The sequence below is a fragment of the Lentzea sp. NPDC042327 genome (assembly GCF_040647275.1).
Taxonomy (GTDB): domain Bacteria; phylum Actinomycetota; class Actinomycetes; order Mycobacteriales; family Pseudonocardiaceae; genus Lentzea.
The window spans coordinates 31,889-54,800 of sequence record NZ_JBEZBX010000018.1 but is presented as its reverse complement, the minus strand read 5'-3'; the positions used below and the strand labels follow the sequence as shown (position 1 = coordinate 54,800).

23 protein-coding genes are annotated in these 22,912 nt (G+C 70.1%); 12 read left to right on the top strand and 11 right to left on the bottom strand.

The window, feature by feature from the left end:
• Nucleotides 1-15: 15 nt before the first annotated feature.
• A complete protein-coding gene (locus tag AB0A63_RS34465; RefSeq protein ID WP_360398715.1) occupies nucleotides 16-414 on the bottom strand; it encodes a VOC family protein in 399 nt (132 codons plus the stop codon).
• A 275-nt stretch (nucleotides 415-689) separates the two neighbouring features.
• Between AB0A63_RS34465 and AB0A63_RS34460 the strand changes: the two genes are divergently transcribed.
• The gene (locus AB0A63_RS34460; protein ID WP_360398713.1) at nucleotides 690-1,118 is read left to right on the top strand and encodes a hypothetical protein; all 429 of its coding nucleotides are present in this window, start codon (nucleotides 690-692) and stop codon (nucleotides 1,116-1,118) included.
• Between the two features lie 52 nt (nucleotides 1,119-1,170).
• On the opposite strand, the gene AB0A63_RS34455 is transcribed toward AB0A63_RS34460, so the two are convergent.
• Nucleotides 1,171-1,548, bottom strand: coding sequence for a PH domain-containing protein (locus tag AB0A63_RS34455; protein WP_360398711.1), 378 nt, complete (start codon nucleotides 1,546-1,548; stop codon nucleotides 1,171-1,173).
• Between the two features lie 45 nt (nucleotides 1,549-1,593).
• Nucleotides 1,594-2,139 (bottom strand): DUF6886 family protein, encoded by a 546-nt coding sequence (locus tag AB0A63_RS34450; RefSeq protein ID WP_360398709.1) that lies wholly within the window; start codon nucleotides 2,137-2,139, stop codon nucleotides 1,594-1,596.
• 18 nt (nucleotides 2,140-2,157) lie between these two features.
• Here AB0A63_RS34450 and AB0A63_RS34445 point away from each other — a divergent pair, with 18 nt between their 5' ends.
• The 6 genes from AB0A63_RS34445 (at nucleotide 2,158) to AB0A63_RS34420 (ending at nucleotide 10,539) form a co-directional block, all read left to right on the top strand.
• Nucleotides 2,158-3,195: a hypothetical protein gene (locus AB0A63_RS34445; RefSeq protein WP_360398707.1), complete on the top strand. Its 1,038-nt coding sequence runs from the start codon at nucleotides 2,158-2,160 to the stop codon at nucleotides 3,193-3,195.
• A 526-nt stretch (nucleotides 3,196-3,721) separates the two neighbouring features.
• The gene (locus AB0A63_RS34440; RefSeq protein ID WP_360398705.1) at nucleotides 3,722-4,699 is read left to right on the top strand and encodes an ABC transporter permease; all 978 of its coding nucleotides are present in this window, start codon (nucleotides 3,722-3,724) and stop codon (nucleotides 4,697-4,699) included.
• Nucleotides 4,700-4,713: 14 nt separating this feature from the next.
• Nucleotides 4,714-5,694, top strand: a complete 981-nt coding sequence (locus tag AB0A63_RS34435; RefSeq protein WP_360398703.1) for an ABC transporter permease — start codon at nucleotides 4,714-4,716, stop codon at nucleotides 5,692-5,694.
• Complete coding sequence (locus AB0A63_RS34430; RefSeq protein ID WP_360398701.1) at nucleotides 5,691-7,820, top strand: ABC transporter ATP-binding protein; 2,130 nt, start codon at nucleotides 5,691-5,693, stop codon at nucleotides 7,818-7,820. The genes AB0A63_RS34435 and AB0A63_RS34430 overlap by 4 nt, the downstream gene beginning before the upstream one ends.
• A 77-nt stretch (nucleotides 7,821-7,897) precedes the next feature.
• Nucleotides 7,898-9,589 carry an ABC transporter family substrate-binding protein gene (locus AB0A63_RS34425; RefSeq protein ID WP_360398699.1) on the top strand — a complete coding sequence of 564 codons (1,692 nt, stop codon included), beginning with the start codon at nucleotides 7,898-7,900 and terminating at the stop codon, nucleotides 9,587-9,589.
• Nucleotides 9,590-9,678: 89 nt separating this feature from the next.
• A complete protein-coding gene (locus AB0A63_RS34420) occupies nucleotides 9,679-10,539 on the top strand; it encodes a hypothetical protein (protein ID WP_360398697.1) in 861 nt (286 codons plus the stop codon).
• Between the two features lie 5 nt (nucleotides 10,540-10,544).
• Here AB0A63_RS34420 and AB0A63_RS34415 read toward each other — a convergent pair whose 3' ends face one another.
• Genes AB0A63_RS34415 through AB0A63_RS34405 form a run of 3 tightly spaced genes read right to left on the bottom strand, consistent with a single transcriptional unit; the run spans nucleotide 10,545 to nucleotide 12,817 of the window.
• Complete coding sequence (locus AB0A63_RS34415; RefSeq protein WP_360398695.1) at nucleotides 10,545-11,462, bottom strand: ATP-dependent DNA ligase; 918 nt, start codon at nucleotides 11,460-11,462, stop codon at nucleotides 10,545-10,547.
• On the bottom strand, nucleotides 11,452-12,396 hold the full coding sequence (gene ligD, locus AB0A63_RS34410; RefSeq protein ID WP_360398693.1) for a non-homologous end-joining DNA ligase: 945 nt from the start codon (nucleotides 12,394-12,396) through the stop codon (nucleotides 11,452-11,454). Before ligD ends, AB0A63_RS34415 begins: the two co-directional genes overlap by 11 nt.
• Before the next feature lie 55 nt (nucleotides 12,397-12,451).
• The gene (locus AB0A63_RS34405; protein WP_360398876.1) at nucleotides 12,452-12,817 is read right to left on the bottom strand and encodes a DUF5997 family protein; all 366 of its coding nucleotides are present in this window, start codon (nucleotides 12,815-12,817) and stop codon (nucleotides 12,452-12,454) included.
• Nucleotides 12,818-12,891: 74 nt separating this feature from the next.
• Between AB0A63_RS34405 and AB0A63_RS34400 the strand changes: the two genes are divergently transcribed.
• Nucleotides 12,892-13,638, top strand: a complete 747-nt coding sequence (locus AB0A63_RS34400) for a LysR substrate-binding domain-containing protein (RefSeq protein WP_360398691.1) — start codon at nucleotides 12,892-12,894, stop codon at nucleotides 13,636-13,638.
• A gap of 59 nt (nucleotides 13,639-13,697) precedes the next feature.
• Here the strand turns inward: AB0A63_RS34400 and AB0A63_RS34395 are convergent, their stop codons facing one another.
• Nucleotides 13,698-14,120 carry a YciI family protein gene (locus tag AB0A63_RS34395; RefSeq protein ID WP_360398689.1) on the bottom strand — a complete coding sequence of 141 codons (423 nt, stop codon included), beginning with the start codon at nucleotides 14,118-14,120 and terminating at the stop codon, nucleotides 13,698-13,700.
• Nucleotides 14,121-14,251: 131 nt separating this feature from the next.
• Between AB0A63_RS34395 and AB0A63_RS34390 the strand changes: the two genes are divergently transcribed.
• Complete coding sequence (locus AB0A63_RS34390; RefSeq protein WP_360398687.1) at nucleotides 14,252-14,644, top strand: CoA-binding protein; 393 nt, start codon at nucleotides 14,252-14,254, stop codon at nucleotides 14,642-14,644.
• 79 nt (nucleotides 14,645-14,723) lie between these two features.
• Nucleotides 14,724-15,617, top strand: a complete 894-nt coding sequence (locus AB0A63_RS34385; RefSeq protein WP_360398685.1) for a ParB N-terminal domain-containing protein — start codon at nucleotides 14,724-14,726, stop codon at nucleotides 15,615-15,617.
• Between the two features lie 15 nt (nucleotides 15,618-15,632).
• Here the strand turns inward: AB0A63_RS34385 and AB0A63_RS34380 are convergent, their stop codons facing one another.
• The gene (locus tag AB0A63_RS34380; protein WP_360398683.1) at nucleotides 15,633-16,730 is read right to left on the bottom strand and encodes a helix-turn-helix transcriptional regulator; all 1,098 of its coding nucleotides are present in this window, start codon (nucleotides 16,728-16,730) and stop codon (nucleotides 15,633-15,635) included.
• Between the two features lie 130 nt (nucleotides 16,731-16,860).
• Here AB0A63_RS34380 and AB0A63_RS34375 point away from each other — a divergent pair, with 130 nt between their 5' ends.
• Nucleotides 16,861-17,445 (top strand): NUDIX hydrolase, encoded by a 585-nt coding sequence (locus AB0A63_RS34375; RefSeq protein ID WP_360398681.1) that lies wholly within the window; start codon nucleotides 16,861-16,863, stop codon nucleotides 17,443-17,445.
• Between the two features lie 324 nt (nucleotides 17,446-17,769).
• Here AB0A63_RS34375 and AB0A63_RS34370 read toward each other — a convergent pair whose 3' ends face one another.
• Nucleotides 17,770-18,735 (bottom strand): hypothetical protein, encoded by a 966-nt coding sequence (locus tag AB0A63_RS34370; RefSeq protein ID WP_360398679.1) that lies wholly within the window; start codon nucleotides 18,733-18,735, stop codon nucleotides 17,770-17,772.
• A 245-nt stretch (nucleotides 18,736-18,980) separates the two neighbouring features.
• Between AB0A63_RS34370 and AB0A63_RS34365 the strand changes: the two genes are divergently transcribed.
• On the top strand, nucleotides 18,981-20,807 hold the full coding sequence (locus tag AB0A63_RS34365) for a S8 family serine peptidase (RefSeq protein WP_360398677.1): 1,827 nt from the start codon (nucleotides 18,981-18,983) through the stop codon (nucleotides 20,805-20,807).
• A 235-nt stretch (nucleotides 20,808-21,042) separates the two neighbouring features.
• On the opposite strand, the gene AB0A63_RS34360 is transcribed toward AB0A63_RS34365, so the two are convergent.
• Together AB0A63_RS34360 and AB0A63_RS34355 are read right to left on the bottom strand one after the other, a co-directional pair.
• Nucleotides 21,043-21,663, bottom strand: coding sequence for an L-threonylcarbamoyladenylate synthase (locus tag AB0A63_RS34360; RefSeq protein WP_360398675.1), 621 nt, complete (start codon nucleotides 21,661-21,663; stop codon nucleotides 21,043-21,045).
• 20 nt (nucleotides 21,664-21,683) lie between these two features.
• On the bottom strand, nucleotides 21,684-22,865 hold the full coding sequence (locus AB0A63_RS34355; protein ID WP_360398673.1) for a zinc-dependent alcohol dehydrogenase: 1,182 nt from the start codon (nucleotides 22,863-22,865) through the stop codon (nucleotides 21,684-21,686).
• Nucleotides 22,866-22,912: the final 47 nt, after the last annotated feature.

Here is a 22,912-nt window from a genome sequence, read left to right as displayed (position 1 = left end):
ACCTCGCCGGACCGGTCAGCCGAGGTTGACCATCCACCGCACGCCGAAGCGGTCGGTGAGGTCGCCGTACTCGTCACCCCACATCTGCTTCTCCAGCGGCGTCCCGACCTCGCCGCCCTCGGACAGCCTCTCGAAGTAGGTGCGCAGCACCTCCTCGTCACCCGACAGGGACACGGTGATGGTGTCGCCGGGCCGGTGGTCCATTCCGGGCGGCGTGTCCGAGGCCATGATCGTGTAACCGGCCTCGGTCTCCAGCTGGGCGTGCATGACCTGATCGGCCTGCGGCGTGTCCCGCATGCCGAACTCGCCGAAGGTGCTCACCTTCAGCTCGCCGCCGAAGACCGAGTGGTAGAACTCCATGGCCTCGCGGGCCGAGCCGTCGAAGCGCAGGTACGGGTTGAGGCGAGTGGCCACCGGAATCGCTCCTCACGAAGAGACGGACCCGCATACTCGCAAAGCCCTGCCATACCGACAACCTGAAGCACGCCGCACCGGGCCAAGCCGTGCGAACGTGGCCACGAGGTGCCGCGCCCGAGGTGACAACGTTGGCAGGACCGTGGAGACGACGTGGTCCTCGTGCTCGGGCCGGCGGCAGAACTCTTTCAAGATTTTTCGCGGCGCGTGTCGATCCGGTGCCGGTGCCGTTCGACGCATCAGTGGAAGGACACGACATCCTGGAGGGAATCACCATGAGCGCCACGACCGCCACCGCCACCCGCAAGTTCGCCGTCGGCCGCTACGCCACCGCCGTGACGCGGGTGCTGACCGGGTTGCTGTTCGCGACGACCGGCCTGAACGGCTTCCTGATGTTCCTGCCCGCACCGGACCCGAGCACCATGGCGCCGGGTGGTGTCGCGTTCACCGGGGCGTTGTACGCCACCGGGTACATGCTGCAGCTGACCGCCGGTGTCGAGCTCGTCGCCGGCGTGCTGCTGATGGTCGGCCGGTTCGTGCCGCTGGCCCTCGCACTGCTGGCGCCGGTGGTGGTGAACATCTTCCTGTTCCACGTCTTCCTGGAGACCGGCGGCCTGGTGACGGCACTGCTCGTCGTCGCCGCCGAGATCGGTCTGGCATGGGCGTACCGCGACCGGTTCCGCCCGATGCTGCAGGCCCGCTAGGGCTCACCGCAGAACGGGTTCCCGCGCCGCCGGTGTCCCCACAGGACACCGGCTACCGTGCGACGAAAGCGGCCAGCAGGGCCTGCACCTCGTACACGTCCACGCCCTTGCCGAACTGCTTGGCGATCGGCGCATCCGCGCCGGAGACCCAGATCTTCAGCTCCGCGTCGAGGTCGAAGTGGCCCGCGGTCTCCACGCTGAACTGCGTGACCGCCCGGTAGGGGATCGAGTGGTACTCGACCTTCTTGCCGGTCATGCCCTGCTTGTCGACCAGGATCAGGCGCCGGTCGGTGAACACGAACGCGTCGCGCAGCAGCTGGTACGCCGCGTGCACCTGCTCGCCCTGGGCCAGCAGCCGGCCGAACTCCTGCGCGGCCGCCCTGGGGTCGAGCTTGGAAGCGTTGCCCATCATCCCGCTGAGAAGTCCCATGCGTCCACGTTTACCAGGCTTCCCGGGAACTCGTCCGCACGCCGGTCACCCCACCTGCCGGGCGTTGCCCAACCGGATGCCGCTCCACCCGAGGGTTCTCCCGCGCACCGCGGCCCAGAACGGCTGCAGCGCCGGCAGCACCCGCAACGAGATCTCCGCTTCCTCGTGCAGCTCGAACAGGTCGCCCACGCGTTCGGGCGGCCCGAGCGGCTCGACCGGGACCGTCGCCACCACCGCGTGCCCCGGCCCCTCGCCCTGCTCGCCGAACGGGCGGAACGGCCCGGCGTCGAACCGGTAGGCGTAGAGCACCACCGTCCGCATCCGCTCCAGCCAGCCGTACTCGACGGCGTGCACCCGGTCGCCGCAGCCGGGCCCGATGACCCGGTCGCGGTCCCCGGCGGTCGTCCCGTCCACCACCCAGGCCAGCACCCGCGGGCACTGGCGCGGGAACCAGTGGTCCGGCGACCGCTCCGCGTCCACCGCCCACACGTACTCGCCGGACTGCCGCGCGGTCGCCGCCAGGTGCGGCACGAACCGCGTGATCGCCGGGTCCTCGGAGAAGTGCAGAACCTGTCCGCGTTCAGGGCGCATGTGGTCATACTGACGCCCATGCGCAGGTTGGTGCTCGTGGTTCTGCTGGTGCTCACCGGGTGCTCCGGCACCGCGGCGAACGGGGTCGAGCTGGTCCGCGTGGACCTGACCGCGACCCCGGAGGCCCTGGCGCCGCACGGGGACGCGCTGCTCGTCGGCACGCGGCCCAGCGACCACCCCGAGCTGGTGCTGCGCGCGAAGGACGGCACCCAGAGCGCCGTCCGCCTCACGCCGGCCACCCCGTACGGCAAGGAGGCGCACTGGTACGGGCTCACGTCCGACGGCCGGGACGTCTTCGGCGTCGGCGGTGAACGCGGCGGCGCGCACGGCAACGTCCGGTGGAGCGCGTGGACCGGTGACGGCCGCCAGATCGCCGAGCAGCCGCAGGGCTTCAGCACGTTCGGCGGGTACGGGGCGGGGGAGCTGCTCACCGTCGTCGGCACCGCGACCGGCCCGCGGATCATCGGCAGCTGGCAGAGCGCGAAGGCCGGTCTCGACATCGCCACCTGGACCTACGGCGCCGGTACGTGGACCCGCGAACCCAGCGCGGGCACGGTCCTGGAGAGCTCGCAGGAGCTGCTGAAGTTCCCGATGGCGGCAACCTCGACGGACGACGGCGGCGCGCTCGTCGTCGGCTGGCAGACCGGCGGCGGCAGCACCGGTGCCGCGGTCTGGCGGTTCGACGGCCGCACCTGGACCACCGCGACCCTCCCCGACGGCGACGCCGCGCTCGCCGCGCGCTGCTGGGACGGCACCTGCCACGTCGTCGGCCGCAGCGGCGGGAAGCTCGCGTGGTGGCAGGGGTCGCAGGCCGAGCCTGCGGGGTGGCGGAAGGTCTCCACGCCCGACGTCCCGGTGGGCGACCGCGACGACCTCGCGCCACCGGTGCCGGTCAACGGCGTCCCGACGCTGTTCGTCGACCACGGCGGCGTCAAGCTCGTGTCCGAACGGGACGAGCGGCCCGCCGACGGGCCCACCGGGAAGGTCAGCGCCGCCGCGGTGGCGGGCGGGCAGGTGTTCGTGATCGCGGGCGACCGCCTGTGGCGGCTGGCTTGACCCGCGCGCCACACCGCGCGTCACGCCTCACCGCTGGCCCGCCTGGAGGCGGTGCGGTTGCGGCCACGGGACGACCGGCTCGCGGGCGGAGTGGCGGAGCCACCGGTGGGCCGCCCGGCGGCACCCGCTGGGCCTGATCGATCCAGTCACTCCGGACACCCGAATAGCTCCGCTGTGTGATGCCGGGTTTGCGATGACATTGCGCTGCTTGTCCCACGTCTTCCGGTCAATGCATTCACCCGGATGCGGCATGTCGATCCGTGCCGAGACAGAACAAGCCCGGGAATACAGCGATCTGGACGCACAATGGTCACGCTTGGACACACAATTGCCGAGAGTCAACTGTTGATGTGGCTGATCGGCCGTCCTTTGCCGCTGACGTGGGCGACTATGGCCCGGTCAGTGGACCCCCGCGAATGGTGGGGGTGGGCGGCGGTCCGCCAGAACGGCGGTTAATCTCGTGCAACTCGTCCACTGCAATCCAGTGCGCCGACGTCGCAACCACCGGGGAGAGGACTGAACACGGGTGGCCGGATTTCTGTTGCGGCGGTTGGTCAACTACGTGGTGCTCGCCCTCGTGGCGACGTTCCTCGCGTTCACGTTGGCCTCCGTCACGTTCGACCCGATCGGGGTGCTGCAGCAGCGCAACCCCCCGCCGCCGGCAGCCACGATCGAGGCGAAGAAGAGAGACCTCCACCTGGACCAGCCGATCCCGCAGCGGTTCGTGACGTGGATGAGCGGGGTCGTGCAGGGTGACTTCGGCAAGACGGTCACCGACCGGCCGATCACGGAGGAGCTGGGCCGGCGCGTCGGCGTGAGCCTGCGGCTGTTCCTGCTGGGCATCACGATCGGCATCCTGTTCGGCGTGCTGCTGGGCGTCGTGAGCGCCATCCGGCAGTACAAGTTCAGCGACTACTTCGCGACCCTCTTCAGCTTCATACTGCTGTCCACGCCGGTGTTCGTGCTGGGCAACCTGCTCAAGATCGGCGCACAGGACCTCAACGAGGCGGTCGGCAGCAACGTGCTGCTGTTCGTCGGCGAGACGACGCCGAACTTCGAGGGCAGCTGGTTCGAGCACTTCTGGGACCGGATGCAGCACCTGATCCTGCCGACGCTGACGATCGCGCTCGGCCAGATCGCCTACTACAGCCGCTACCAGCGCTCGTCGATGCTCGACGTGCTGGGCAGCGACTTCCTGCGCACCGCGCAGGCCAAGGGGCTCACCCGCAGGCGGGCGCTGTTCAAGCACGGCCTGCGCACGGCGCTCATCCCGATGGCGACGCTGTTCGCGTTCGGGTTCGGCCTGCTCGTCGTCGGCGGCACGTTCACGGAGACGATCTTCAACTGGTTCGGCATGGGCCACTGGCTGGTCGAGGGGATCTCGAAGCAGGACACGAACGTCACCGCGACGGTCACCCTGTTCGTGGCGGTCTGCGTGCTGTTCTCCGGCTGGCTGGCCGACGTCCTGTACGCCGCACTCGACCCCCGCATCCGGGTCAACTAGAAGAGGACGACGACGTGACCGTGATCCTCAACGAGGGCGACTCCGCGGGAACCTCCGGCGCCGCCTCCGGCAGCCCGGTGGACGCCGCTCCGGACCCCGGCAAGGCGATGACCCGCGGCAAGCTGGTGTTCATCCGCTTCAAGCGCAACAAGCTGGCGCTGGTCGGGCTCGGCATCATCGTGGTGCTGTACCTGATGGCGTTCGTCAGCCCGTTCTTCTCGCAGTGGAGCTACACCGACCGCGACTACACCGCGTTCCTGCAGCCGCCCTACAACGAGCACATCTTCGGCACCGACAACATCGGCACCGACATGTTCGCGCAGGTGATGCGCGGGCTGCAGAAGTCGTTGATCATCGGCATGCTGGTGGCGCTCATCTCCACCACCGTCGCCGCGATCATCGGCGCGACCGCCGGGTACTTCCTCGGCGTCGCCGACCGCGCGCTCATGTGGGTCGTCGACCTGCTGCTGGTGCTGCCGTCGTTCCTGATCATCGCGATCCTCAGCCCGCTGTTCCGCGGCGAGTCGTGGTGGCTGCTGGTGTTCATGCTGGCGGCGTTCCAGTGGATGATCACCGCGCGCATCGTGCGCGGCATGACGCTGACGCTCAAGGAACGCGAGTTCGTCAAGGCGGCCAAGTTCATGGGCCAGCCGGCGCGCACGATCATCGCCAAGCACATCGTGCCGAACATGGCGTCGCTGCTGATCATCGACGCGACCATCAACGTCGGGTCGGCCGTGCTCGCCGAGACGGGCCTGAGCTACTTCGGGTTCGGCGTCCAGTCGCCCGACGTCTCGCTCGGCACCCTGATCGGTTCCGCGTCGCAGTCCGCGACCACCTTCCCGTGGCTGTTCCTGTTCCCGGCGGGCTTCCTCGTCGTGTTCGTGCTGGCGGTCAACTGGGTCGGCGACGGTCTGCGCGACGCGCTCGACCCGACCTCCACGCGCGTGCGCAAGCGCGAGAAGAAGGACAGCAAGGAGAAGGCGTCCCGATGACCACCTCGGAGATCCAGTTCGACTCGCCGGCCGGCCCGGCGGCCGTCGGGCCGGTGCTGCAGGTCGAGGACCTGCACGTGTCCTTCCCCAGCGAGGCCGGTCGCGTGCAGGCCGTGCGCGGCCTGAGCTACCAGGTCTCGCCCGGTGAGGTGCTCGGCATCGTCGGCGAGTCCGGCTCCGGCAAGTCCGTGTCGTCGCTCGCCGTGATGGGCCTGCTGCCGTCCTCGGCGCGCATCACCGGTTCCATCAGGTTCCAGGGCCGCGAGCTCATCGGCCGCACCGACACCGAGCTGTCGAAGATCCGCGGCCGGCGCGTCTCGATGGTGTTCCAGGACCCGCTGTCGGCGCTGACGCCCGTCTACACCGTCGGCGACCAGATCGCCGAGGCGATCCTGGTGCACCGCAGGGGCGCCGTGTCGAAGCAGGCCGCGGCCAAGCGCGCGGTCGAGCTGCTCGACCTGGTCGGCATCCCGAACGCCGCGGAGCGCGCCAAGGCGTTCCCGCACGAGTTCTCCGGCGGCATGCGGCAGCGCGCGGTGATCGCCATGGCGATCGCCAACGACCCCGACCTGATCATCGCCGACGAGCCGACCACCGCGCTCGACGTGACGGTGCAGGCGCAGGTGCTGCAACTGCTCAAGACCGCGCAGGAGGTCACCGGCGCTGGCATCGTGCTCATCACCCACGACCTCGGCGTGGTCGCCGGGTTCGCGGACCGGCTGATGGTCATGTACGCGGGCCGCGCCGTCGAGACCGGCCTGGTCGACGAGATCTACCAGCGGCCGCGCATGCCGTACACGCTCGGCCTGCTCGGCTCGATCCCGCGCCTGGACGTCGGCGAGAAGCAGGCGCTGGTGCCGATCGTGGGCCAGCCGCCCGCGCTCACGGACCTCCCCCCGGGGTGCCCGTTCGCGCCGCGCTGCCCGATGGTGGTCGACGCCTGCCACACCGCCGAGCCGCCGCTGATCGACGTGGACGGCTCGCCAGAGCACCAGGCCGCGTGCATCCGCACCGGCGAGATCGCGGCGACCGACGCCGAGGGCGCGGAGGCCGCGGCGGAGATCTACGGCGCCGAGGTCGTCGAAGAGGCCGAGATCGCCAAGGTGCCGCGCGAGCAGCGCGACGTCGTGCTGGGCCTCGACGAGCTGGTCAAGGAGTACGCGGTCACCAAGGGCGTGGTGTTCAAGCGCCGCGTCGGCACCGTGCACGCCGTCGACGGCATCACGTTCGACATCCGCGAGGGCGAGACCCTGGGCCTCGTCGGCGAGTCGGGCTGCGGCAAGACCACGACGCTGATGGAGATCCTCGGCCTCGAGAAGCCCATGAGCGGCGGCATCTCCGTGCTCGGGCGGGACGTGGCGTCCCTGGACGCCAAGCGCCGCTTCGAGATCCGCAGGGACATGTCCGTCGTGTTCCAGGACCCGATGGCCTCGCTCGACCCGCGCTTGCCGATCTACGACATCATCGCCGAGCCGATGCAGGTGCACGGCTACGGCAAGTCCGACATCGCCCGCCGGGTGCCGGAGCTGATGTCGCTCGTCGGGCTGCGGCCCGAGGTGGTGTCGCGCTACCCCGGCGAGTTCTCCGGCGGCCAGCGCCAGCGCATCGGCATCGCGCGCGCCCTCGCTCTGGAGCCCAAGCTCGTCGTGCTCGACGAGCCGGTCTCCGCGCTCGACGTCTCCATCCAGGCCGGTGTCATCAACCTGCTGGAGGAGCTGAAGTCCAAGCTCGGACTGGCCTACCTGTTCGTGGCGCACGACCTGTCGGTGGTGCGCCACATCGCGGACCGGGTGGCCGTGATGTACCTGGGGAAGATCGTCGAGATCGGCGAGGTGGACTCGGTGTTCGACGCACCGCGCCACCCGTACACGCAGGCGCTGCTGTCGGCGATCCCGATCCCGGACCCCGTCAAGGAACGCCAGCGCGAGCGCATCATCCTCACCGGCGACCTGCCGAGCCCGGCGAACCCGCCGTCCGGCTGCCGGTTCCGCACCCGGTGCTTCCTGCACGCCTCGCTGCCTCCCGAGAAGCAGCGCACGTGCATCGAGCTGGAACCGCCGCGCGAGGTCCAGGCAGTCGACCACGAGGCCGCCTGCCACTTCGCCCAGATTCGACAGGTCCTCTGATGGCTCAGGTGACCTGCGTGCACGAAGGAACAGTGTCCCCGGCAACTGGTGTCCGGGCACGAGGGAGGTTCACGACAGTGAGTCGACGTACCAAGGTGGGAGCGGCCGCACTGGTCGCGGTCGCCCTCACGCTTACGGCGTGTGGGGGGCCCGCTAAGAACGACACCGGGCTCAAGGGAACGGACCAGGCCGTCGGTCAGGCGGACATCAACCCGCAGGACGCGTCCAAGGTGAAGGACGGCGGCAACTTCAACTGGCCGATCACCTCGCTGGCGGACAACTGGAACAACTGGCAGCTCGACGGCACGAACGCCGACACGGACGTCATGCTCCGCACGTTCATGCCGAGCCTGTTCACGCAGAAGGCCGACTCGACCATCGAGGTCAACAAGGACTACCTGGAGGACGCGAAGCTCGCCTCCTCCGACCCGCAGGTCCTCGAGTTCAAGATCAACCCGAAGGCCAAGTGGTCGGACGGCACCGCGATCTCGTGGCAGGACTTCGAGTCCATGTGGAAGGCCCTCAACGGCACCAACAAGGCCTACGAGGTGTCGACCACCACGGGCTACGAGGACATCGAGAAGGTCGAGAAGGGCGCGACCGACCAGGACGTCAAGGTGACGTTCAAGAAGAAGTTCGCCGAGTGGAAGGGCATCTTCTCGCCCCTCTACCCGAAGGCGATGTTCGACTCGCCCGAGGTCTTCAACAAGGGCTGGGCCGACCAGCCGCAGACGACCGCCGGCCCGTTCAAGCTGGGCTCGATCGACCGCACCGCGAAGATCGTGACCGTCGTCCGCGACGCCAACTGGTGGGGCGAGAAGCCGAAGCTCGACTCGATCACGTTCCGCCAGGTCGACCGCACCGCCGGCCCTGACGCGTTCGCGAACGGCCAGATCGACTTCTACGACATCGGCTCGAACATCGACTACTTCCAGCGTGCCAAGACCACGCCGGGCGCCGTCATCCGCCAGGCCGTGTCGCCGGACTACTCGCACATCACGTTCAACGGTGCGGACACCTCGATCCTCAAGGACGCCAAGCTCCGCGTCGCGCTGATGAAGGCCATCGACACCAAGACGATCGCCAAGGCGCTGCTCGGCCAGATGCTCAAGGGCGAGCCGCAGGTCGTCGGCAACCACTTCTTCCTGATCGGCTCGAAGGAGTACAAGGACAACTCGGCCGTCGCCGCGTTCGACAAGGAAGCCGCGAAGAAGCAGCTCGACGAGCTGGGCTGGAAGCTCGAGGGTGAGACCCGGAAGAAGGACGGCAAGGAGCTCGTCATCCGGTACATCATCCCGACCCCGAACCCGGTGTCGGACAACATCTCGAAGCTGGTCCAGACGCAGCTGAAGGACGTCGGCGCCAAGGTCGACATCCAGGCCGTGCCGAGCGCCGACTACTTCAAGCAGTACGTGAACGTCGGCAACTTCGACATGACCGGCTTCCGCTGGCTGTCCTCGGCCTCGCCGATCTCGGACAGCAAGGGCATCTACTTCCTCGACCAGGCCAGCACCAACCAGAACTACGGCCGCATCGGTTCCGAGGAGATCAACAAGCTGCTCGAGCAGGCCAACGGTGAGCTCGACGACGCCAAGCGCTTCGAGATCGCCAACGAGGCGGACAAGAAGATCTGGGAGGCGGGCCACCAGCTGCCCCTCTACCAGTCGCCCGGCGCCGTCGCGGTCCGCGACACCGTGGCGAACTTCGGTGCCGTCGCGTACGCGAACCGCCCGTACGACTACATCCACATGGGCTTCATCCAGAAGTGACCCGGCTGTAGGTACTCGGTTGTAGTAAGGCCCGAACGGCCCGGTGGGTCTCCCCGCCGGGCCGTTCGCTTTGCCCGTAGGAGTTTCCTGTGCGCGTCCGCGCTTTGCGTCATGGTCTCGTCGCCACCGGTGTGGTGCTGCTCGTGTGCGGCGTGGTCGCCCTGTTCTCGTGGCTGTCCTACACGGACAAACGCGCGGAGCTGGCGTCGCTGACCTCCCGTGCCATCGCCGACGTGGTGTCCTATTCGGACGGTTACGTGGACGTCCGCTGGCCGTCCGGTTCGGCGCGGGTGGCTTACTCCTCGGGGGACAAGCTGGTCGGCCGGCAGGCGCAGGTCGCCTACGACCCGGCCGACCCGTCGCGGGCGGTGCTGCCGGGGTCGGACCTGCTGGTGGACACGGACCGCGCGCTGGGCGGCGTGACGTTCCCCGCCACGGTGGCGGTGCTGGTCGTGCTGGCCGGTGCGGTGCGGGTGCTGCTGGCCTCCCGCCGCGGTGCGCCGGAGGCGGTGACCGTGCGGCGGATCCGGGTGCAGTCAGGGCTGATGGTGCGGTCGTGGCTGGAGCTCGACGGGCCCACCGAGCGGTGGGTGCCCGTGTACTACGACCCGGTGCTCGTGACGCTGCCGTCGCCGTCGGCCGGGGAGCGGCGCGGGCGGGTGTTCGTCCTGGACGGGGTGGCGGTGTACCCGTCGGGGCGGGTGGTGACGCGGCACCCGCGGGGACGGCGCGTGGACAACCCGGTGCGGCCGGACGCCGAGACCGTCGGGGTGCGCGGGGTGTGGGCGCAGCTGCGGGTCGACTCGGTGTTCTTCGCCCCGGCACCGTTCGTCGGGCTGTTCTGGGCCTACCTGGACGACAGCGGGTTCTTCGGGTGGGTCACGGCCACGGTGGTCGCCGGGGCCCTCGGGCTGTGGTGGGGCGCCTTCCGCGGGTCCGACCCGTCGTAGCGCGGCTACTCGCCCGCCTGCTCCGCCGCCCGCTTCCGCCGCTTCCCCTCGTGCATCGCCACGACCCTGGCCACCGGGATCTCGTGCCCCTCGGCCACGAGGTCCGCGGGCAGCTGCTGCGGTGCGGGCATGAGCGACGTCCACGGATCGCCCTCGAACCGGCTGCGGACGGTGAAGTCGGCCGGGGTCACGTCGGCCAGCGACTCCCAGGGCACCGGGAACGAGATCGGCAGGCCCTCGCGCAACCGCGGGCTGTAGGCGGCGACCACCGTGGCGCCCCACGCGCGGGTCGAGTCGAGGAAGACCTTGCCGCCGCGTTCCGCGCGGATGTACGCCGTGGTCGCGAGAGCGGGGTCGAGCTTCTCGGCGCGCGCGGCGAGGGCGCGGGTGGCGGCGGCGACGTCGTCGGGGTCGTGGGGGAGCAGGGGGACGAAGACGTGGACGCCCTTGGCGCCGCTCGTCTTCACCAGGCCGGAGAGACCGGCCGCCGCCAGTGCCTCGCGGATCAAGAACGCCGACCGCACGACCACGTCGAAGCCCGCGTCCTCCGGCGGGTCGACGTCGAGGACCAGGTGCGTCTGGTGCTCACCGGCGGACAGCGGGACGTGGTACTCGACGGCCCGCTGGTTGGCGAACCACATCAGCGTCCGCTCGTCGTCGCACAGCGCGTACCGGATCGAGCGGTGGGAGGCCTCCGCCCAGACCGAGGTGGTCTTGACGAACGACGGCGTGTACTTCGGGACGTTCTTCTGCATGAAGGGGTCCTGGCCGCGCAGGACCCGCCACACCGACAGCGGGCGGCCGGCGAGGACCGGGACGAAGCGGTCGGCGACGAAGCCCAGGTAGTCGACGAGGTCGGCCTTGACGGTGCCGCCGAAGAGCGGTTGGTCGAGGCTCGTGAACTTCACGGCGTCACTGCTCATCGGGGACCTCGAGCTCGTCACGGGCTGCCCACTCCAGCAGGGGTTCGATGGACCACACCGCGTCGTCGATGCCGGCGTGCAGGTCACCCAGCTCCGCGAACCGGGCGGGGACGGTGGCGATGGTGAACTCGCGCGGGTCCACGTCCGGGATCTCGTCCCAGCGGACCGGGGTCGAGACCGTGGCCTCCGGGTGGCCGCGGACCGAGTAGGCGCTGGCGATCGTGCGGTCGCGGGTGTTCTGGTTGTAGTCGACGAACACCAGGGACGGGTCGCGGTCCTTGCGCCACCAGGTGGTCTCGACGTCGTCGGGCGCGCGGCGCTCCACCTCGTGCGCGAACGCCAGCGCGGCCTTGCGGACGTCCTGGAAGCCGAAGGACGGCTTGATGCGCACGTAGACGTGCAAGCCCTTCGAGCCCGACGTCTTCGGGAAGCCCACCGCGCCCAGCTCGGCGAGCACCTCCTGCACCACCAGGGCGACGCGGCGCACGCGGTCGAACGGGCACGTTGGCCCGGGGTCGAGGTCGATGCGCCACTCGTCGGGCTTCTCCGTGTCGGCCGCGCGGGAGTTCCACGGGTGGAACTCCACTGTGGACATCTGCACCGCCCAGATGACGTCGGCGAGGTGGGAGACGCACAGCTCGTCCGCGTGCCGGTTGTAGCGCGGGAAGTGCACCCGCACCGTGCGGACCCACGGCGGCGCACCGTGCGGAAGGCGTTTCTGGTGCACCTTCTCGCCGGTGACGCCCTCGGGGAAGCGGTGCAGCATGCACGGGCGTTCCCGCAGGGCGCGGACGATGCCGTCGCCGACGGACAGGTAGTACCGCGCGAGGTCCAGCTTCGTCTCCCCGCGCGCGGGGAAGTAGACGCGGTCGGGGTTGGAGATCCGCACGACGCGGTCCTCCACCTCGAGCTCCACAGCCGGGGACTTGCCCATGCCGTTCAACCTAACCGCTCGGAGCGGTTTCTTCAGCGGAACGGCGGGGCGGCTCCTAGGCCTCGGCGTCCGCCTCCAGACGGGCCTTCTCCGCCAGCCGCGCCTCCTCGGCCTTGAACTCGGCGTAGGTGGCGCGCTCGCGCACCAGCCAGTCCGGGTTCTCCTCCTTGATCGCGGTGATCTGCTCGGTGGTCAGCGCCTCGGTGATGCCCGCGCGCACGAGGCCCGACGTCGAGATGCCGAGCTTCTGCGCGATCAGCTGCTTGGGGTGCGGGCCGTTGCGGCGCAGGTCTCGCAGCCACTCCGGCGGGTTCGCCTGCATCTCGTCCAGCTGGTCGCGCGAGACGACGCCGGCCCGGAACTCCTCGGGCGTCGCCTCCAGGTACACGCCGAGCTTCTTGGCGGCGGTGGCGGGCTTCATCGTCTGCTGCGACTTCATGCGCAAAGGGTAACCGGGTCGTTCGGCCACCCGGCGGACCAGGCTACTCTCGGGAGGTGACCGGCTCTTTCACGCTCGCGTACGTCCCAGGTGTGACGCCGGGCAAGTGGGCGCGGGTCTGGCAGGAACGCCTGCCGGAGACCCCGCTGCACCTCGTCGGAGTCCCCGTCGCCGAGGCCGCGGCCAAGGCGCGCGCGAAGGAGGCCGACGCCGTGCTGCTGCGGCTGCCCGGCGACCGCGAGGACCTGCACGCGATCCCGCTCTACACCGAGACCACGGTCGTCGTCGTCCCGAAGGACCACGAGCTCGCGGCCGCCGAGGAGCTGTCCCTGGCCGACCTGCGCGAGCACGTGCTGTGGCAGCCCGCCGACGACACCCTCCGCTGGGACGAGCAGCCGGGGCAGGCGCCCGTCGAACGGCCGGAGACCACCGCGGCCGCCGTCGAGCTCGTGGCCGCGGGGGTGGGTCTGCTGGTCGTGCCGCAGTCGCTGGCCCGCCTGCACCACCGCAAGGACCTCAAGCACGTGCCGGTGCACGACGCACCGCAGTCGCGGGTCGCGCTGGCGTGGTTGATCGAGGACGAGAACCCCGAGCTGGTCGAGCACCTGATCGGCATCGTGCGCGGCCGCACGGTCAACAGCACCCGCGGTCCCGCCGCGGAACCGGCCGAGAAGCCGCGCAAGGCGGCGGCCCAGTCGAAGTCGCAGTCCCAGGCGCGGCAGTCCTCCGGGCAGCGCCAGTCCTCCGGGCAGCGGCAGCCGAAGAAGCCGGCCAAGAAGGGCGCGAAGACCCGGCGCCGCTAGGCCCGCGGCGTCCACACCGGACGGTGCGGCGGGCCGGGTGGGCCCGCCACGCGCCGCCGCTACTGGTTCTGCGCCGTGATCTGCTCGCGCAGCCGGTCCTCCTGCTCCCTGAGCTCCTGCGTCATGACCTCCTCGAACGCCTCCGCGCCGTGGATCTGCCGGATCTCGACCGAACCGCCGCGGAACGGCGCCTTCTTCAGCCACTCGACGGCGTCGGTGAGCGTGGGCAGCTCCCAGATCCAGAAGCCGGCGATCAGCTCCTTGGTCTCGGCGAAGGGGCCGTCGACCACGGTCGTCGCGCCCTTCTCGTCGAAGTGGACGCGGACGCCCTTCGCGCTGTCGTAGAGCCCCTCGCCCGCGAGCATCACGCCCGCCTTCACCAGCTCCTCGTTGAAGGCCCCCATCTCGGCGAGCTCGCCGGCGGTGGGCAGGACGCCGCTCTCGGACTCCTCGGACGCCTTGACGATGACCATGAAGCGCATGTCGGTCTCCTCGTGAACTCGGGTGTGCGTGCGTTTCTACCCACGCGTCGATCGGGCGGCGGTGGCTTTCGACAGCACGGACTCCATTGTGACCGGCGTCACAAATTGCGATGCGGGGCTAGGCTGGGCGCATGCGTGACGACGTCGAGTGGATTCTCGAGAACTGCCAGGTCTGGGCGATCGTCGGCCTGTCCGACAACCCGTCCCGCGCCGCCCACGGCGTTGCCCGCTTCCTGCAGCAGCGCGGCAAGAAGATCGTGCCCGTGCACCCGTCGGCCGAGACCGTCCACGGCGAACAGGGCTACGCCTCGCTGAAGGACATCCCGTTCGAGGTGGACGTCGTGGACGTGTTCCGGCGCTCCGAGGACGCGGGGCAGTTCGCCGACGAAGCCGTCGAGATCGGTGCCAAAGCCGTGTGGTTCCAGCTCGGCGTGGTCGACGACCAGGCGTTCCGGCGCACCAAGGACGCGGGGCTGCGGATGGTCATGGACGTCTGCCCGGCGATCGAGTGGCGCTCGCGCTGACGCCTTGGCTACCCTGCGTTGTAGTCGTCTCCGGCACCTGGGGGTTCGGGGACACTGAGCCTGGGGGGCTTGTTCTGCCATGCGCGTTGACATCGACGTGCTGCAGCCCGCGGATTCTCCGCGCGTTGGCGGCTGCAGTGACGAGTTCGTCCGCCACCTGGCGTCCTCGGACGCCTCGATCCCACCGGTCGTCGTGCACCGGCCCTCGATGAGGGTCGTCGACGGCGTGCACCGGGTCAGGGCGGCGGCACTGCGCGGCTGGAGTTCGGTCGACGTCGAGTACGTCGACGGGACGGTCGAGGACGCGTTCGTCCTGTCCGTCGAGCTGAACCAGGCCACGCTGTCCACCGCCGACCGCGAGGCGGCGGCCCGGCGGGTGCTGCGGTCGCACCCGCAGTGGTCCGACCGCTCGATCGCCGCCGTCACCGGTCTCGCGGCCAAGTCCGTCGGCGTCCTGCGCAGGGCCGTGGGCGGCCAGTCACCGAGCAGGGTCGGTCGCGACGGCAAGGTCCGCCCGGTCAACAGCGCCGCCGGCCGCCGGCTCGCGGGCCAGCTGATCCAGGACCGGCCGGGGGCGTCGTTGCGCGACGTCGCCCGCGCCGCCGGGGTGTCACCGGGGACGGTGCGGGACGTGCGGCGGCGGCTGAGCCAGGGCCTGGACCCGGTGCCCGAACGCATGCGCGCCGCCGAACGGGCCGACGCCGTGGCGCCGCAGGTGCGCACCGAGGTGCGGGCACCGGGCGTGACGCTGCCGATCCTGCGCCGTGACCCGTCGCTGCGGTTCACCGAGCACGGCCGGCTGGTGCTGCGCTGGCTGGAGGCGCACGCCGTGTCGTCGGGGGAGTGGGCCGTGGTGGTGAACGGGGTGCCGTCGCACTGCCGTGAGCTGGTCGCGGACATGGCGCGCAGCTGCGCCGAGGCGTGGACCGAGATGGCCGACGCCCTGGAACGCGAAAACCGCGCCGCTGTGTGACCCCGCGCCGGACGGCTAGCCGGCGAAGAGGAGCTCCGCGATCTCCGCCGCCAGCTCCCGGCCCACCGCGGGACAGGAGCGGGTGAGCAGGTTGCTGAACGCCGTCAGGTCGATGTGCACGGTTGCCGACTGCACCTGCCGCACGTCGTCCAGCAACGCGGTCACGAGCTCGCACGCGTGCTCCAGGTCGCCCGCCGCCGCGTGGGCCAGCGCCCGCCGCAGCCCGAACCGGGTGCGGGCGCGCAACGCCGCCGGGGCGATCAACGGCAGCTGCAGGTCGAGGATCGCGGCGGCCTCCGCGTGGCGGCCCAGGTCGTGGAACGCCCACGCCGTCGTGATCGCCACCTGGTCGACCAGGCTCGTCGAGCCGTACCGGATCTCGCCGCCCTGCTGCTGCAGCAGCAACGCGCGTTCCAGCGTCTCCTCACACCGCCGGGCGGCCCCGGCCAGCGCGTAGCCCTGCGCCTCCCGCAGCGCCGCCGCCCGCTGCACCGCCGGTGACCGCGACCGCCCGGCCCGGCGCGCGCGTTCGACCGTGGCGCGCGCGTCACCGCGGTACAGGGCGAACTCGGCGGACCGGACCAGCGCGAAGGCCTCCAGCTCCCGGTCACCGCCCTTGATCGCGTACTGCACCGCCTGGCGGGTCAGCTCCGCGGCCGCCGCCTCGTCGCCGTTCTCCTGCTCCATCCACCCCGCGTACTCGGCGTACCGCGCGGCCAGCAGCCACAGGCCCTGGCCCAGACCGGGGTCGCCGGCGGAACGCGCCATCGTGCCCAGCGTGTCGACCTGCGGCCGCAGCCACTGCAGCACCGCCTCGGGGCTGGAGCGGTGACCGAGCATGCGGATGTTGCCGAACATCGCGTCGAACGTCAGCAGCACCGTGTCGTCAGCCGGGATCGGGCGGGCCGGCGCGTCGGCGAGCGCCGTCAACCGGCCGCCGGCGTGCAGGGCGTCCTCGAACACCCGCGCCATCTCCGGCGTCGGGCGGACCTGGCCGTTCTCTATCTTGCTCAGGTAGCTCTTGCTGTAGCGGACCTGTTCGGCGAGTCTGGTCAGCGACAGCCCGCGCTCGGTGCGCAGGCGCCGCACCTCCTGGGCGAACGTGGGCGACACCGGGCTCACCCCCTCCCCGCGCCAGTGTGTCGCGCCGCGCGCCCCACCGAGCCGAATGTCCACGATTTGGCCATTCATTGACGATCAACTGGGCGTATCTGGGACGGTTGGCGATGGTTCCATGTGAGGCATGGCTACGACGTGTCCCGACTCCTCCTCGGCTGGTGTGGTGATGGTCTGGCAGCGCTTGGCGACCAACGTGGTGCACCGTTCGCCGTGGTTCGAAGTCCGCAGCGACGACGTCGTCAGACCTGACGGCGGCCACGGCGTGTACACGCACGTGGTGGCGCCCGCGTCGGTGACGGTGCTGGCGATCCGCGACGACGACCAGGTCGTGCTGACCAGGCAGTGGATCTACACGCACAACGGCACGCAGTGGCGACTACCCGGCGGTGCCGTGGACGAGACCGACGCGGGTCCCGCCGAGGCGGCCGCCCGCGAGCTCGCCGAGGAGACCGGGCTGCACGCCGAGCGGTGGGAACGGCTCGGCCAGATCCACGGCGCGGACAGCCTGAGCAACCACGTCGACCACATCTTCCTGGCCACCGGCCTCACCCAGGGCCAGGCGTCCCTCGAACCCGGCGAGTCCGACCTGCGGGTGCGCACGATCCCGTTCCGGCACGCGCTCGAACTGGTCCAGCAGGGCATGCTCCCGCACGCCGGCAGCTCCCACGCGGTGCTCGTGATGGCACTGCGCCGCGCCACCGCGCACTAGGTGTTTCCTGATCCACCAGGAAACAGGAAACCCGTTCTCATCCGATCGGCCCGGTCGCATTCTTGTGGCACGCGAGAACAACAGACCGAAGTCAGTCGAAATGAGAAGGTGAATTAGCGATGAGAGTTCTGTGCTCACTCGCCACCGTGGTGAAGGTGGCCGCGATCTGCCTGCTGGTGGGATTCGTGGCCGGTAGTTTCCTCATCGTCTCGGTGATCTGACCCGACTTCGATCTGCGGTTCTCCCTTGCCGAAACAGGGAGGTGGAAACCGTGGAACCGCATTTCTTCGTTGAGCTCCTGTCCGCTCTGCTGGGCGTCTTCGCCTAGACCGGCGGACGTGGTGCCCACTGCACGCCGTAACCGCGGCCCTGACGGGGGTGTGAGAACTCCACGTCGATCTCACCGATCTCGTCGACGGGCAGCCTCGCGGGCCAGGGCGTCAGGTCGTCGGTGTCGCGGGCCAAGGCCTCGTCGACGCGCCACACCGACTCGGGCAGGTCGTTCCGGTCGAACCGCACCCGCAACCGGAACGACTCGCACATCCGCTCCGGCCAGAACACGTAGGTCGGACGCATCGACTGTCCCCGCGGCACCCTCACCTCCAGTGCGAACTGGTGCGTTTGCCCCGTGTTGAGGGGTCGGGGCAACCGCAGCTTCATGAGGAAGCGCCGCGGGGACGGTCGTTCGTGGCCGATGAGCTCGACCCCGTGCAACACCTCGATGTCCAGGTCGCCCGGCGCGCCCTCGGGGGTCGGGGAGGGGATCGTGATGGACCAGGCGATCTCGTTCACGCCGTCGGTGTCGGCCACGACGGTCCGGCGCTCCGTGCAGGCCGGCGTCGGGCCGTCCAGCTTCAACAGCGCCTCGAACTCCTTGACGTGCCACGACTCGGACGGTGCCGGGGGCGCCGTCGCCGGAGCCGGTTGCAGCGCCACCTCCACGAGGCGCTGCAAACCGGACTCCATCCTCCTGCGCACCGTGCGCGCGCCGCGGTCCTGCTGCCGCGCGAGCCAGTCGATGCGTTCGTTGAGGAACCGGTACTGCGCCTCGTCGTGCAGTCCGAGCGGCGCGAGAACGGCGTTGCGGACCTCCACCGGGAATCCGCGCACCGCGTTCGTCACCCACTCGCGCAGTTTCGTGCGCACGGTCTCCGCGCCGTCCGCCTCCGCGATGCCGCACACCTGGCGCAGCGCAGGACCGACGTGCACGTCGATTCCGGGAGTCTGCACACCGCGCCCGCGGCACAACGTGCGCAGTTCTTCCATCAACTGCTCAGGTGAGACAGACATCCATCCTCCGCGCGGATTTCAGTTCGCCGGACATGTCGGGCCCACCTGCTCCGGCGTTACTGCGGACGCACCCGTCCGGGTGAATGTGGATATCGACGGGCAAAGTGGCCGACCTACACCCTATGACAGATCATCTCCCGCCGAACGACTGATGCCCTGATCTCGTCGATCACGGTAACGTGCTGGTCACGGGCCTGGACTGCACCTCCTGTCCGGGCATCCCTGCCGATGTGGAGGTTCCTTTAGTGCTGCGCACAATTCTCTCCGCCGTATCAGTGTTCGCGCTGATCAGCGGTGCCACGCCCGCGGTCGCCGCACCGGTCGAGGGCGCATATCTGCTCCAGTTCCGCGACACGTTGTCCGACGCGCAACGCGTCCAGCTCAAGGGCCTCGGGGTCCGGCTCGGCGCGTTCGTGCAGGACGGCACCTACGTGGCGCGGATGACGAACACGGCGCGGATCGCCCGGTTGAGCTACGTGCGGGACCTGCGCCCGTTCGAGGCCCGGCCGCAGGTGGCCGCGCTGTCCGGGTCCGCCGCGTACCTGGTGACGCTCGTCGAGCAGAACGCCGACGACCAGAGGGCCGTCGCCGACAAGATCAAGGCGATCGGCGCGCGCGTCGACTCGATCTCGGCGAGCCGCGAGCACATCCTGGCCCACCTGGACGCGGGGCAGGCGGCGCAGGTCGCGAAGCTGCCGGCCGTGCTCGCCGTCGACCCGGTGTCCGCGCCGGAGACCGACATGGCGATCTCCCGAGAGTCGTCCGGTGCCAACTACGTCGAGGCCGCCGGCGGCTACCGCGGCCAGGGCGTGCGCGGCGAGGTGATGGACGGCGGGCTGCGCACCACGCACCAGGAGTTCAAGGCCCGCCCGCCGCTGATGCACACCGGCAACTCGTCGAGCACCTCGCACGGCACGTCGACCTACGGGCAGATCTTCGCCTCCGGCGTCTCGGCCGCGCAGCGGGGCGTGCTGCCGGAGGGCCAGGGCATCTTCGCCGTCTACAACTCCGGTGACCGCTACGCCCACACCGCGCAGCTCGTCGACCCGGCGGGGCAGTACCGGGCGGTGTTCCAGAGCAACAGCTGGGGCGACTCGCTCACCACCGCGTACACGTCGGTCTCGCAGCAGATGGACCGGATCGTGTTCGACCACGACATCCTGATCTGCCAGTCGCAGAGCAACGCCGGCACCCGCAGCTCACGCCCGCAGGCGTGGGCGAAGAACGTGCTGTCGGTCGGCGGCCACTACCACTACAACACCGCCTCGCGCGCCGACGACAAGTGGAACGGCGGCGCGTCGATCGGACCGGCCGCCGACGGCCGCATCAAGCCGGAGCTGTCGAACTTCTACGACCGCATCGACACCACGTCGTCCACCTCGGACACCTCCTACACCACGTCGTTCGGCGGCACGTCCGGCGCCACGCCGATCACCTGCGGCAACGCCGGCCTGCTGTTCCAGATGTGGGCCGACGGCGTGTTCGACGGCGGTCCCGGCAAGGGCCGTGACGTGTTCACCGCGCGCCCGCACGCGGCCACGGCCAAGGCGCTGCTGATCAACACCGCCGACCAGCACGCGTTCTCCGGCACCACGCACGACCAGACCCGCACCCACCAGGGCTGGGGCACCGCGTCCGTGCGCAACCTCTACGACCGCGCGAAGGCCGGCGGCTGGAAGCTGCTGGTGCTGGTCAACGAGACCGACCTGCTCACGACCGGCCAGTCGCGCAAGTACACCGTGACGTCGAACGGCCAGACGCCGCTGCGGGCCACCCTGGCCTACACCGACCCGGCCGGCTCGCCGACCGCGGCCAAGGCCACCGTCAACGACCTCACGCTCAAGGTCACCGCGCCCGACGGCACCGTCTACTACGGCAACAACGGCCTGCTGGCCGGCAACTGGTCGACGCCCGGCGGGTCCGCGAACACCGTCGACACCGTCGAGAACGTGCTCGTCCAGACGCCCGCCGCGGGCACCTGGACGGTCGAGGTGATCGCGACGGCGGTCAACGTCGACGGCCACCGCGAGACGGCCGCAACGGACGCCGACTACGCCCTCGTCGTCTCCTAGAAAGTGCACGCGGGGAGCTTCCGTACTCTCTGAGCGCACGAAAGGCCCCCGCGTGCGCCATCACGCAAGGCCCCGCGTGCGCCATCGCGCAAGGTGCACGCGGGGAGCTTTCGTACTCTCTGAGCGCACGAAAGGCCCCCGCGTGCGACGGCACGCGGGGGCCCCGCGTTCCCTTTTCGGGTCACGCGGGAGTCCCGCGTTCCCCTGGGGGCACGCGGGGGCCCCGCGTGACACGTCACTCGAAGCGGGTTGGGTCGCCGGCGCCGTAGCGGGTGATCTCGGGCTCGCCGTCGGAGAAGTCCACCACCGTGGTGGGCGTGGTGCCGCACTCGCCGGAGTCGATCACCGCGTCCACCACGTGGTCGAGCCGTTCCTTGATCTCCCAGCCCTGCACCAGCGGCTCCGCCTCGTCTGGCAGCAGCAGGGTGGACGTCAGCAGCGGCTCACCCATCGCCTGCAGCAGCGCCTGCGTCACGATGTGGTCCGGGATGCGCGCACCCACCGTCTTCTTCTTCGGGTGCATCATCCGGCGCGGCACCTCCTTCGTGGCGGGCAGGATGAACGTGTAGCCGCCCGGCGTCGCCGCCTTGACCGCGCGGAACACCGCGTTGTCGACCTGCACGAACTGCCCGAGCTGCGCGAAGTTCTCGCACATCAGGGTGAAGTGGTGCTTGTCGTCGAGCTTGCGGATCGACCGGATCCGGTCGATGCCGTCCTTGTTGCCCAGACGGCAGCCCAGCGCGTAGCAGGAGTCGGTCGGGTACGCGATCAGGCCGTCCTCCTGCAAGATCCGCACGGCCTGGTCGATCGCGCGCTTCTGCGGGTTGTCCGGGTGGACGTCCAGGTACTTCGCCATGGCCGCGCAGTCTAGGCCGATCAAGGTTTGAGCAGCACTTTGACCATGCCGTCGGCCTTCTTCTGGAACGTCTCGTACGCCCGGGGCGCCTCGGCCAGCGGCAGCCGGTGCGTGGCGAAGTCGTCCACGCCCAGCGGGTCGCCGTCGGTCAGCAGCGGCAGGATCTCCGGCACCCAGCGCCACACGTTCGCCTGGCCCATGCGCAGCTGGACCTGCTTGTCGAACATGGTGAGCATGGGCATCGGGTCGGCCATGCCGCCGTAGACGCCGGAGATCGAGATGGTGCCACCGCGCCGCACGATCTCGATGGCGGTGTGCAGCGCCTTGAGCCGGTCCAGGCCCGCCTCGCGCATGAACTTCTGCGCGACCACGTCCGGCAGCAGGCCGGTGAACTGCTGCGCGGCCTTCGCGACCGGTGCGCCGTGGGCCTCCATGCCGACCGCGTCGATCACCGCGTCCGGCCCGCGACCGCCGGTGAGGTCCCTGACCACCTCGGCGATGCGCTTGCCGGCACCCCGCAGGTCGATCGTCTCGACGCCCCTGGCCTTGGCGCGGGCCAGCCGTTCGGGCACCAGGTCGATGCCGATCGCCCGCACGCCCCGGTGCATCGCGACCCGGCACGCCATGTCGCCGATCGGGCCGAGGCCCAGCACCGCGACCGTGCCGCCGTCCCGCACGCCCGCGTACTCGACCGCCTGCCACGCCGTGGGCAGCACGTCCGACAGGTACACGAACCGGTCGTCCGACGGGCCCTCCGGCACCTTGATCGGCAGGCTGTTGCCGAACGGAACCCGCAGGTACTCGGCCTGACCGCCGGGCACCTGGCCGTAGAGCTTCGTGTAGCCGAACAGGGCGGCACCGGACCCGTACTCGCGGACCTGGGTCGTCTCGCACTGCGACTGCAGCCCCTGGTCGCACATGAAGCAGTGGTTGCAGGAGACGTTGAACGGGATCACCACCCGGTCGCCGGGCTTGAGCTCGGTGACCTGGGCGCCCACCTCCTCGACGACGCCCATCGGCTCGTGCCCGAGGATGTCGCCCTCGGTGAGGAACGGCCCCAGCACCTCGTACAGGTGCAGGTCCGACCCGCAGATGCCGCTGGACGTGACCCTGACGATGACGTCCTCTGGTTCCTTGAGCGCCGGGTCGGGAACGTTGTCGACCCGGACGTCGCGTTTGCCGTGCCAAGTGACTGCCTTCATGCCCAGGGCGTTCCCCGGTCGTTCGCATTGATAACCTGGGACGACTC